Origin of the sequence: Streptomyces adustus (genome assembly GCF_009377175.1) — a bacterium.
Taxonomy (GTDB): domain Bacteria; phylum Actinomycetota; class Actinomycetes; order Streptomycetales; family Streptomycetaceae; genus Streptomyces; species Streptomyces adustus.
The window spans coordinates 1-11,504 of sequence record NZ_VJZD01000286.1; the positions used below are offsets into that span (position 1 = coordinate 1).

Annotated in this window: 10 protein-coding genes and 2 pseudogenes; 7 read left to right on the forward strand and 5 right to left on the reverse strand. The window is 70.0% G+C overall.

The genetic code is table 11. The annotated features are described in order from the left end of the window. Positions 1–31: 31 nt before the first annotated feature. The 4 genes and pseudogenes from FNH09_RS40010 to FNH09_RS40025 all read right to left on the reverse strand — a co-directional run. Positions 32–709, reverse strand: a pseudogene (locus tag FNH09_RS40010) (hypothetical protein); the annotation flags it as partial. Between the two features lie 7 nt (positions 710–716). Then, positions 717–1,516 (reverse strand): IS5 family transposase gene (locus FNH09_RS40015; protein WP_338017831.1). Its coding sequence is split into 2 segments (ribosomal slippage): positions 717–1,178 and positions 1,181–1,516, totalling 798 coding nucleotides; the frame shifts between segments, so codons are not numbered across the junction. Between the two features lie 19 nt (positions 1,517–1,535). Further along, entirely contained in the window at positions 1,536–2,321 is a 786-nt protein-coding gene (locus FNH09_RS40020) for a hypothetical protein (RefSeq protein WP_338017830.1), read from the reverse strand. Positions 2,322–3,033: 712 nt separating this feature from the next. Beyond that, the gene (locus tag FNH09_RS40025) at positions 3,034–3,237 is read right to left on the reverse strand and encodes a hypothetical protein (protein ID WP_202919859.1); all 204 of its coding nucleotides are present in this window, start codon (positions 3,235–3,237) and stop codon (positions 3,034–3,036) included. An 81-nt stretch (positions 3,238–3,318) separates the two neighbouring features. Between FNH09_RS40025 and FNH09_RS46880 the strand changes: the two genes are divergently transcribed. Next, positions 3,319–3,849 carry a hypothetical protein gene (locus FNH09_RS46880; protein ID WP_156110855.1) on the forward strand — a complete coding sequence of 177 codons (531 nt, stop codon included), beginning with the start codon at positions 3,319–3,321 and terminating at the stop codon, positions 3,847–3,849. Positions 3,850–4,046: 197 nt separating this feature from the next. On the opposite strand, the pseudogene FNH09_RS47915 reads toward FNH09_RS46880, so the two are convergent. Beyond that, positions 4,047–4,181 (reverse strand): annotated as a pseudogene (locus FNH09_RS47915) (IS5/IS1182 family transposase); the annotation flags it as partial. A gap of 459 nt (positions 4,182–4,640) precedes the next feature. Here FNH09_RS47915 and FNH09_RS40035 point away from each other — a divergent pair. The 6 genes from FNH09_RS40035 to FNH09_RS40060 all read left to right on the forward strand — a co-directional run. Further along, positions 4,641–5,573 carry a conjugal transfer protein gene (locus tag FNH09_RS40035; RefSeq protein ID WP_152894782.1) on the forward strand — a complete coding sequence of 311 codons (933 nt, stop codon included), beginning with the start codon at positions 4,641–4,643 and terminating at the stop codon, positions 5,571–5,573. Then, positions 5,570–5,911, forward strand: coding sequence for a hypothetical protein (locus tag FNH09_RS40040; RefSeq protein WP_152894783.1), 342 nt, complete (start codon positions 5,570–5,572; stop codon positions 5,909–5,911). The genes FNH09_RS40035 and FNH09_RS40040 overlap by 4 nt, the downstream gene beginning before the upstream one ends. Beyond that, entirely contained in the window at positions 5,908–6,486 is a 579-nt protein-coding gene (locus FNH09_RS40045) for a hypothetical protein (RefSeq protein WP_162469804.1), read from the forward strand. The genes FNH09_RS40040 and FNH09_RS40045 overlap by 4 nt, the downstream gene beginning before the upstream one ends. Beyond that, a complete protein-coding gene (locus tag FNH09_RS40050) occupies positions 6,483–9,167 on the forward strand; it encodes an ATP-binding protein (RefSeq protein WP_162469805.1) in 2,685 nt (894 codons plus the stop codon). The genes FNH09_RS40045 and FNH09_RS40050 overlap by 4 nt, the downstream gene beginning before the upstream one ends. After that, entirely contained in the window at positions 9,167–9,526 is a 360-nt protein-coding gene (locus FNH09_RS40055) for a hypothetical protein (protein WP_152894785.1), read from the forward strand. Before FNH09_RS40050 ends, FNH09_RS40055 begins: the two co-directional genes overlap by 1 nt. A gap of 1 nt (position 9,527) precedes the next feature. Continuing rightward, a partial coding sequence (locus FNH09_RS40060; RefSeq protein WP_162469806.1) for a hypothetical protein occupies positions 9,528–11,504 on the forward strand: 1,977 nt, incomplete at its 3' end.

Genomic DNA, 11,504 nt, shown 5'->3' on the forward strand with positions numbered 1-11,504 from the left:
GCGGGGGGCGGTGGGGTGCGGGGCGCGTCGGTCACGGGCTGGTTCCTTCCGAACAGTCGGCGAGGGCGCCGGCGCACGTCGTGCAGCGGCCGTCGCCGTCGGGGTGGGCTCGCTTGCGGGTCGGGCCGGGGCAGGTGCGGCACAGCGGCCAGCCGAGGCAGGCCGGGCAGAGGTCTTCGCCGGGGGCAGTGGCGGGCACGCCGCAGCCGACGCACTCGACGAGGGCACGGTAGGCGAGGGCCTGGGTCACGGAGCGGGACCGCTCCCTGGTCGCCTCCGCGAACAGTTCGTCCGACGAGGCCGCGTCATGGCGGGCGACGGCAGTAACAGGCGGCGGGTAGGCCTGGGCGGCGCGGAGCCGGGCGGCAAGGATCGCGCCAACGGAGGTGCGCACCGGGGTGGGCAACGGTCGGCCGGTGATGACGTGGCGCAGCTGCTCGGGACTCCAGCCGGATTCCAGCATCACGGTCGCCACGCGGCCCTGATCGGTCAGCGCCGGCCCGGTCAGCAGCAGTTCGGGACGGCTCGCCCCGATCTGAAGCAGCAGCTGGATGCCCGCGTGCATCTCGTCGGCCGCAGGCGGCAGCTTCGGTGACGTTGTCGGCTGCAAGGGGGCCGTCCGTGCGTTGCGCGTGGCGTCGCCGTGGTCGCACGGACGGAGGGGGTTGGTCTTCTGCTTGGTGGTCTTCTTAACGATGGTGTTCTTAGATGTCATCTCATTTGGTGAGTCTGCGGTAGCAGATGAGGGTGCAGGCGATGCTGGTGAAGGCCAGGAAGTGCTCGGCTTTGCGCTCGTAGCGGCGGTGCAGTCTGCGGCATCCGGCGAGCCAGGACATCGTGCGTTCGATGGTCCAGCGGTGGCGGCCCAGCCGGGCCGAGGACTCGATGCCTTTGCGGGCGATGCGATGGCGGATGCCTCGGCTGCGTAACCATCGCCGCAGGTGGTCGTAGTCGTATCCCTTGTCGGCGTGGAGCTTGGCTGGTCTGCGCCTGCGGGGTCCGCGCCGGGAGCGGATCGGCGGTATCCCCTTGACCAGCGGGATCAGCGCCTGGCTGTCGTGGAGGTTCGCTCCCGAGATCCCCACAGACAGGGGCAGACCGGTCCGCTCGGTGATCAGGTGGATCTTCGAGCCGTACTTGCCTCGATCGACAGGATTCGGGCCTGTCAGCTCCCCTTTTTCAGAGCCCGCATGTTCACCGAGTCAATCGCGCAGCGGGACCAGTCCAGCTCGCCGCGGGAGCCGAGCTCGTCCAGGACCAGGCGGTGGAGTTTCGCCCACACCCGGGCCTTCGACCATTCGGTGAACCGTCGGTGGGCAGTCGCCCCCGAGGGGCCGAACGATGCGGACGGCAGCTGCTGCCACGTGCAGCCCGAGGTCGCCACGAAGACGATCGCAGCCAGCACTTCCCGGTCGCCGTGCCGACGCCGGCCACCACCCTGAGGCCGCGACGGCGCCTCCGGCACCACTCGCTGGAACAGCTCCCACAACTCGTCCGGCACCAGCCGCTCAACGATCCCCACCACAACCGACAGCTTACCCAGCCAAATGAGATGACGTCTTAGTGGGGCGATTGACCGACGTCGGGTTATCCACCGGTGGAAAATCCGACATTGGTTGCGACCTGCTGTTTTGCAAGCTGGGCAGATCGGTGATGAAGTACGCAGCCGCGCCGAAGGTGCCGTCGGAGCGGCGCTCGCGTTCCCGGAGCAGGAAGCCGTGCTGCTCCAGCTCCTTGAGGCCGCTCTTGACGGCCGCCTCGCCGTCACGACTGCGGCGCGCCAGGTCCGTGACGCTCATCCGCCAGCCGTCCCGGTGCGTGCTGATGAGCCCGAAGATTCCCTTCGCTTTGAGGAAGAGCCTTGGGTCGCGGAAGAGGCCGTTCGCGATCTGGGTGAACTGGTCCGCCGCCATCACCCCACGACGGACCCCCGCCCCGAAGCCGAAGGGCACCTCACCCGTCGGTGCCGAGGCGAACGTCGGACCAGCCGCCGCGGCAAGGTCGACGGGAGCGGGGCGGTCCGTGATCGAGTACACGATCTCGCCGAGCGTCCCGTCGTCGTGCCGGAGTTGCTCGCGGATGAGGTAGCCGTGCCGCTGCAGTTCGCTCAGGCTGCCGCGTACGGCGTCACGTCCGTCGGGTCCGGCGCGCACGAGGTCGGCAACCGTCACCCGCCAGCCGGCGCGGTGGGTGCTGATGTGGCCGAAGACTCCCTTCGCCCTGAAGGACAGCCTTGGGTCGCGGAAGAGGCCGTTGGCGATCTGGGTGAACTCATCCCCCGCCATCACCCCACGGCGGATCCCCGCCCCGAAGCGGCTCATCGTGCTTCCTCGCATGCCATGAGCGCGCGGCCACCGATGCCCTGGAGCAGACGTGCGAGAGCGGTGTGACCGCGGTGGCTGTGTGAGGTGACGTGAGCGAGATCCATTGCGCCAGCTCACCCGGAGCCCCCGACCAGGCCGACGGCCACAACCCCCGACCACCAGTCACGATCCGGCAACATGCGCACTGGGTTAGCGTGGTCGGGCTCATGGCCGGGCCGACCACGGCCCCTTTGACACGAGGATCAGCCGCCTCGGGCGAAAGCGCGCCATCCCCATCAGGTCGGCCCGCGCGATGTACTGGGACCCAGGTGAGGATGAGAACGGCCAACGCGTGATCGTCAGGGGCCATGTGGACTCCTGAAGACCGCGCGATGGCCACGGGCGCAGCGAGAAGGCATCCGCCGGGGTGGGCGGCCATCGACCAGCGCCGCATGAGCGGTGAGTCCGACCAGGAGCAGTACCGTGCCGGTATGGCCAGCAACCGGCAGCCGTACTGGCGCACTCTCGGGACACCGACACACCTCGTCCTGTACCGCACTCCAGACAGATGGCGGTACGCCGTCTACTTCACCGGACCAGTCGGCATCGCTGATGGCGCGCTCGCCGGTCCTCCGTCCTCGTCCGAGCCGGACATCGCGCAGACGGCCCTCCTTCAGAAGGCAGAGGAACTCACCCGCCGCCGGCTTGAGGTCCTCTGGCACACATCCGATCAACCGGACTGTTGGACCGGCACCGTTGCCAGCGCAGGACCGCTTCCACCTGCCTGACCCGCCCCACCGCCGAGCCGCATGGGCATACCGGTCAGCAGGGTGCCGACATCGATCGTGTCCTGGGAGTCGAGGACGGTGAACCCGTGGCGCTGGTAGTAGGGGCCGAGGGCGCGGAAGGTTTCGAACTCGCCGAACAGCAGCATGTAGTCCAGTTGCCAGTAGATCTGGACGCACCGCTTCAGCGCACTGGCGTACCAACCTCCAGCCTCGCCATAGACTGCGCCATGAACGACGACTGGTTCGAGGCTGACGAGGGCGAGCTGAGCCTCCAGCACACCATCCTGGTGGATATCGTCCGCGAGTCTGCCCGCACATGGCCCGAATGCCCGCCCGCCGCCACTGCCGTGCTCGTCTTTCCCCCCGACGAAGACGAGGACCTGCGCGCCTCTCGTGACGCCTACGACGCCGCGTGGGACGAGGCGTTTACAGCCGGGCAGGCGGTGCTCACGCTGATCGTGGACCTCAAGCACCGGGACCGGAAGCTGGTCGTCATGACCCTGGGCGCGACCGTGGCCGGCGACCGCCTCTTGTGCAGCGAGCGGAACAGCAGCACGTACCACCCCGAGTCGATCACTGACGTCGAGCCGCTGGAGGTGACCGGATCGCCCGAAGAACTGGGCAGGATCGTCGCGGACTGGTTCGCGGAGATCGTCAGCCGTTCCATGATCGAGTCCGACCGCAAGCCCTGGCCCCGCTCCTTTGTTCCCAAAGGTACCCCCCTCCCCCACGGCCACCGCTGGGTACGGAACCCATGACGCCGCGGGCGGTGCTCCTCGGAGAAGGAGGCGCCGTTCTATGAGGACCTGACCTGCCAAGATCGCTTCGGCTGGACTGACGAGCGAGAGCGACCCGGACCAAGGGGGGTCCGTAGTGGGCGATCGGCGGATACCGGACGCGCTGTCCGTTGAGCGATGGGAAATCCGCCGGCATTCAGAGACGATGACGACAGCTCGGCCGCGAACAGCGTCTCATCAAGTGTGTCCTGCGTCCCGCCGCCCTGTAACCGCACTTTCGACGGGGGAATCAGCGGCTTTGCGATCTCCCACAGCCCGTCCGAAACAATCCAACTCCACGTACCCCGCCCCATGAGAAGACCAACAACACCTCACCACATAGGAACAGGGTCGAAACAGCGGAACGAAATGCCCTCTCAGTGATTGCGCAGCCGACTGCGCAGCTGTGGACGGGCTTTGCGCCATCGGGCTGCGCAACCGGTCGAGGATCCTGCGCAGTCGAGATTGTGCTGGGGCCGCCGCGCAGTCCAGCCGGGCTTCCTGGTCTTTTCTTGCGCAGGTCCGTCTGGCGCACTGCGCAGGTGTCTGTCGCGGCCCGGCCGGCTTGCGTCTGCGCATCGGTGTCCGGGCCCTGTGACCGGGCGGCAGGTGATCGCACAACGGCCGCCGCTGTGGAAAGCAGTGCCCGACGCGATGGCCTGCCGCCGACTCCCGGCCGGCCCCATGGTCGGGCCTTCGTGGTCGGTGGTCGGGTCGGGGTCGCCGGGTTTTCTCGAGGTCAGCAACATCCGTTCTGACCTGGGAGTTTGACCATGCCTCCTGGCAAGCAGGCCTCACAGAGCGAGGCCGCTGCTGTGATGGCGACCGGCGTCCGGCTGGAGGCAATGCGCCGCCGCGTACGCCTCTCACGGGTAGCGGTCTGGGCCGTCATCGCGGCCGGCCCCATCGCCCTGTGTATCGCCGTCACCTCCGCCCCGACCACGGTCGCGGCGGCCGCCGCGACAAGGCCCGCCGCCGTGCGCACTGCGACGGCCGCCACCGACCCGGGCGGCTATGCGCAGGTGTTCATCGGCGCGTGGTTGCGCAGCAGTGCAGCCGACGAGACGAGTGCGCAGGCGCGGCTTGCGCAGTCGATGGCTCCGGACGTCGGCCTGCCCGATACGGCCGTCGGTGCGCAATCGGCGCCGCAGTTGGTGACGGCGGTGCGCAGTGCGCAGCGGGCGGACGGTGCGTGGTCGGTGACGGTGGCTGCGCAGTACGCCGACGGATCGGTGCGCTACTACACCGTGCCGGTGGTCTGCGACAGCCAGGGCTCCTCGTTCACGGTGACCGGCGCGCCCGGCGTGGTGGCCGGCCCGGCCCGGGCCGAGGTGGCGAAGTCGTCGTACGGCGTAACCGTCCCGGAGGGTGATCTGTCCTCCGCGGTCGCAGAGTTCCTCACCGCCTATCTGACGGGTGCCGGCGAGGTGAGCCGCTACCTCGCGCCCGGTGTGCAGCTCGCCGCCATCTCCCCCGCCCCGTACGCGGCTGTTGCCGTCCAGCAGGTGTTGGCCGTCGAGGAGGCCGCGGCAGCCGGGCAGGTGCCGGCGGACAGTACGAAGGTGCGCCTCCTCGCCTCGGTGGAGGCCCGGGATGCGACCGGCCGGTGGCCGCTGGCGTACGAGCTCGACCTCAAGGCCCGCTCGGGCCGGTGGGAAGTCGCCGCGCTGGAGTCCGAGTCTGTCCAGGACGGGGGTGCCCGATGAACAGTGTGCACGGCCTGATGCTCGCCGGGCAGCTGGACGACCTCGGCAATTCGTGGATCAACATGTTCAAGGAGTGGGCGACGAAGGGGCTGCAGGCCGGTCTGATCTGCCTCGTCGTCGTCATCATGATCCAGAAGTTCAGCCTCAAAGCGGGCATCGGTGCCCTGCTGCTGATGGTGATTGCGCTCGGTCTGTACAACGCGCGCAACGACCTGGCGGACATGTTCACCGACGAGGTGAAGAACCCGTCCACGGGCGCGCCGGCGGTTCCTGGACTCGTCCGGTCCGAACTACCGGCCTTTCGTGACCGCTTGCCGGGCGTCGGGGGCTGGCTGTGAGCGCCGCGTCCGTGGCACGGGTGGGCCGCTTCTACACCGCCGCCCGCCGCCATCCCTGGGTTTTGGGCAGGGTCGCGGACTGGAAGATCCCGCTCGGCCCGTACACCCCGGCGCAGATCGCCCTCGCCGTCGGCGGCGGCTTCGTTCTGGTCAAGACGATCAGCTGGTGGTCGTGGATGGGACCGGTCCCCCTCGTGGGGTGGGGCCTGGTCATCTGGATGGTGCGCCGGCCGAAGGTCCGGGGCCGTGCGCCGATGCAGGCCGCGTTGGGCTGGGTGCTGCTCGGCCGGCAGCCCCGCGGTGGGCGGATCGGCGGGCGGGCCGCCCGCGACCCCGCCCCGCACCCGCTGCTCGCAGGTTTCACCATCGAGGACACGCCCGACACCGGCCCCGCTGTGCAGGGCGCACCCTCCCGTGCGCAGCGCAATCCAGACCGGGCGCCACACCCGAGCTCGGCCGCAGATCGCTCGTCCGCAGCCCGCAGCACACAGCCGGCTGCTCCCGCGGTGGCCGCGGGGCCGGTGTCGGGTGTTCAGCAGTTGCTCGCGCTCACCGGGCAAGGGGGTGCGCGGTGAGGGTTACGATCCGTCACATCGCCGGGCATCTGGTGTGGTCGACGCAGGGCAGCGTGTGGGCCCTGTACCGCCTGCACCCGGGCCCTGACGCCCAGGGCCGCCGCGAGGACACCGTCCAGGGCACCTACGTTCCCGCCCCCGTCCGCGACGAACAACTCGCCAAGATCACCCACCTGGTGCGGTCGCTGTCCGGGGCGCCGCGGTTGTTCGGGCTGTGCGCGCAGGTCGACCCGGGCGAGATCGCCCTCAGGATGATCGAGGGCATCGAGCCGGCCGAGCAGACACCCGGTGCGGGCCGGCATCCGTGGGTGGAGAACGTCGAGGCCGCCCTCGACCTGCTCGACGACCAGGAGATGCACCGCCGCACCCTGTGGCTGGCCGTGCCCCTGCAGACCGAGACCGGCAGCCTGCAGCTCTCCGCGCAACTCGGTGCGGCGTGGGCCGAAATTGCGCCGATGCTGGCGATACGCCCGGCACCGGTGGCACGGCGCGAGGTGACCGCGTACCGCGAGCAGGCCTCCCGCGTGGAGGCCGCCCTCGCCGGCGGCATCGCCTTCCGCCCCGCCCGCCCGGCGGAGATCGTGTGGATGATCCAGCACGCCCTGCACCGCGGCCTTGCCGAGCCGCTGCTGGCCGATGCCGAAAGCAGCCAGCTGTATGGCGGAGAGCTCCAAGGCGGTGTGCTGCGCTCCCCCAGCTACGCCGACCTGGGCCAGGTCCGCCTGCAGGAAGGCGGCATCGACCCCGAACCCGACGACACCGGCGAACTGAGGAGCGCGGGCCGGCTCACCCGGTCGGGCCGCAAGGCCTGGTGGCAGCTGCACACAGGCTCGCCGCTGGGGCGGCGGTGGCTGCAGGTCGAGTCCGACACCGGGGTGGGCTACCAGGCGCAGCTGGCGCTGGCCGAGTGCCCGCCCGTGGTCAGCCAGGACGCCGCCGATCTGTTCGCCCAGCTGGAGCTGCTCGACTTCCCCGTCGACTACACCGTCGACTTGACCCTCGTGCCAGCGGAGAAGGCCCGCGAGCAGGTGCGGCGCAAGAAGAACGAACTCATCGACCAGGCCGACCAGTACGACGCCCGGCCCACCGGCATGCCCGCCTCGCTCACCGAGGCCGCCCGCGACCTGGGCGAGCTGGATGCCCGCCTCTCTCGCACCAGCGTGGAGGTCGAGGTGCAGTCGGTGACCGTGCTGACGGTGTGGGGGCCGACGGCGGCCGTCTGCGACGCGAGGGCCCGCGCCCTGGCCGCGCTGCTCGGCGGCGCCGACTACCGGGCGGTGCGCCCGGCCGGCCTGCAGGAGGCCCTCTTCGCTCTCGGTTTGCCCGGCACGGTACGGCCCGGTGTGGTGCGGGAGTTCACCCAGCACCAGATCAGCGAGGACTGGGCGCTGGGCGGGGCCTTCACCGCTGCGGAGGTCGGTGACCCAAACGGGATGTTCCTCGGGATCGACCTGGACTGCGGCACCACCCGCCCCGTCATGATCAACGTGGCGGACGCGCCCAAGGTCGACGCCTCCGCCTCGATGGGCATCGTCGGCGATCTCGGCGCGGGCAAGAGCGTCCTGCAGAAGCTGATTGCGGAGGCGGTGTGGGCGCGTGGTGGCTGCGCGATCTGCATCGACCGTACCCCCGTGCGCGAGTGGGCGACCTTCGCGCGCACTGCCGCCAAGGGCCGTGTGCAGATCATCGACGCCGCCCAGGCCGAAGTGTCCATCGACCCACTGCGCATGTTCGACGGCCCGGAGGGACGGCACTACGCCCTGTCCTACCTGACCCTGCAGCTCGGCATCGGCCCGATGAGCACCAGCGGCGAGGTCCTGCACCACGCAGTGGAGCAGGCCGCCGCCGGCCCGGAGCCGTCCATGCACCGTGTCCTTGAGGTCCTCGAGGCGATGGCCACGAGCGAAGCGGGCAGACGGCAGGACGCAGCCGCCACCCTCGCCGGCCTCATCCGCGTCGTCGCCACCAACTCGCTGGCCCGGATGGTGTTCGACCCTGCTCTGCCGCCAGTGCGGCTAGACGCCTCCAGCAGCTCCGACATGATCGTGATCACCACCACCGGGTTGAAGCTGCCGCCGAAGGCCGCGTTCACCAACCCCGAGATCCTGCACCAGCAGCCGCTGGAGGCGCTGATCGGCCGGGCGGTGCTCTACCTGATCGCCGCGATCGCCCGGCAGACGGCTTTCGAGGACCCCACCAGGTTCACCGCGGTGGTCCTGGACGAGCTGTACTGGCTCACCTCGTCCGCCGAAGGCACCGCGCTGGTCCACGAGATCCTCCACGACGGCCGCAAACACGGCGCAGGCCTGCTCGCCGGCTCGCACGACGCCGCAGAACTCGGCCCCGACCGCGGCCTGATGGCCTACCGGGCACTCGCCCGCACCGCCGACCGCGAACGTGCCCGCCGCGGACTGGAGTTCGTCGGCCTCGACCCCGGCGACGGCGAGCTGCTGCGGCTGGTGACCACCGGTCTGTCCCCCGTCGGCCACAAGGGCCGCGAGGGCGAGTTCCTGCTCACCTGCCCGCGGCAGAACACCGGCCGCATCAAGGCCGTCATCCCCCGCATCCAGCGCATCACCACCTCCATCACCACCACGCCAGGACGCCGCACTTGCCCTGTCCCGCCACCCGCGCCTGGTGGTGGTGAGGCCATGGGTGCCCGTCCGAAGGAGCACCCCTGATGACCACTTCCTCCTGGGACCGTTCTGAGCGTATCGCCGCGGCCGTGAGCATCTTCACCGTGATCGCCGTCGTCGCCGGCGCGGTCATCCTCGCTCTCGGGGTGTGCCTGCCGAAAGCGTGGTGGCCCCACACCGGGCAGGCGTTCGCCGCCGTCCCCGCCCCCGCTAACGGCCGTCAGGATCCCTGCGCCCGGATCGTGGGCCCGGCCAAGAAGTACTGCGAGCGTGGCGCCACGACCACCGCTTCCGACCGGCAGGACGTGGGCGGTGGGGCGTGGGGGCTGCTGCCTGCCGGTGCGGGTGTGGGGGCTCTCGTGGTGTGGCGGCGGAGCAGTTCTGCTGGGCGAAGGCGGCGCTGACGTGCTGCGTCCAGAGCGTGCCAGTCTGCGTGCAGCCGGCTTCGTTGTCCTGCTCACTGGTGTGTTCCTTCTGGTGAACACGCAGGTCGTGTACGCGGCCGGCAGCAGCAGCGGTGAGAGCGGTGACCTGCTGGCTCCGCTGAACATCTACTCGTCCGAGGGTGTGCCGATCGATGGCTACGATCTGGGCGCCGACGGCGGATCCATCGTCGCTTTCAGGAGCCAGGCCCTGGCCTTCGCTCTGTCGGGGCTGTTCACCCTGATCCGGTTGCTGGTGGGGCTGGCGGGGTGGGCGATTGAGGTGGCCTTCCGCTTCCCGCTGCTGAAGATCCTCGCCCGCCCGGCCCAGAAGGTCGCCGATACGTACGACAGCGTGGTGGTCGACACGCTCGGGCTGAAGGGGCTGTTGCTGGCGTGGGCGTTTGTTTTCGCCGGATTCATGATCGTGCGCGGGCGGGTCGGCCGCGGGCTGGGCGAGATCTTCCTGACCCTGCTCATCGGGGCGATCGCTGCTTCTGCTCTCGTCCGTCCCGACACCCTGCTCTCGCAGGACGGGCCGCTGGGCCAGTCCCAGCAGGTGGCCGCGGAGGTCGCCCAGCAGAGCGTCGACTCCTACGACTGGGGCGGCAAGCTCGCCAGCTACGACCCGTGCGCGGGCATGGCCGGCAATGCCGAACTCAAGTGCGAGGAGCGCGAAAGTGAAGGACCGGTCTCTGCGACAGCGGTAGCCCGGCCTCTGCAGGACTCGATCACCAACGCCCTGATCGTCAAGCCCTACATGCTGCTTGAGTACGGGCGCATCCTCGACCCCGCCGAGCCTGCCGACCTCAAGGCCTACGCCGTCCACCTGAAGTGGATCACCGGCGGATACAAGGTGGGCGCCAAAGTCTCCGACAAGGGAAAAGCCGTCTGCAGCAAGATCCGTGGCCCGGCGAAGAAGTACTGCGAGCGCGGGTTCATCGAAGGCGTGCCCGCGAGCGACGGCGGCAACGGCCTGCCGGAGCTCACCCCCGGCGGCGAACTGCTGGATTCCTCCAACGCGATCGTGACGGACGAGGACCGTGAGTTCGCCGCGTTCCTCGAGGACATGAAGCGGGCCGGTTCCGTCGGCAAGTCGTGTGCCGCCTACGCGGAGAAGCCGACCTGGTGGCGGGTCGGTGGCGCGGGACTGCTGCTGGTCGCGGCGCTGTTCATCTGCGGCATGCTCCTGTCTTCGGCAATCGTGCTGCTGGGCACCCAGGGTGTCTGTGTTGCCGCGGCCGCGGCCGGCGGTGTCACCTTCGTCGCCGGGATGCTGCCCGGGCCCGCGCGGCAGTCGGTGTGGAAGTGGCTGTCGCTGTGGGGGATCGCGGTGATGGCTGTGGTGGGGATCTGCGCGTTCATCCCGTTCTTCGGGATCGCCGTCGACGCCACCGTCACCAATGGGCCCGACCTGGCCGTGGAACGGATCCTGCTGATCGATGTCCTGGCCATCGCCGGCGCAGCCGGGCACCGCAGGCTCCTGTCGGGTATCACCTCCTTCGGCCGACGGATGGCCATGCGGATGCGCTACGCAAAGGTCGGCGGCACCCACCTGCCCGGCGACACCTCCGAGCTCGGCGCCGCGCTCGCGATGAACTCCCCCGCCGCCATGGGCGGATACGGCGGCGGCCTGCGCGCCTTCACCAGCGGCGCAGGCGGGGGCCGGTTCGGGCTGCTCGGCACCCGACAGCGGCTGATGGGCGCCCTCGCCTCGCTGTCCGACGGCACGGGCATGCCGGTGGACACCGGTGGAATCCTCGCCGATGCCACGGCCGAGGCAAGGCGCGGTCTGGCCCCGCTGACCGCGGCCGCGGCCGTGGGCGGGCTGGGCGCACGGCTCGGCGCCAAGAGCGCGTACTGGCTGCTCATCGGCCGCCGGCCGGACAAGGAGCAGCTGGCCAAGTGGCGCAAGCCCACCGCCGACAGCGACCCGGGCGGGGGCTGTCTCTTATACACA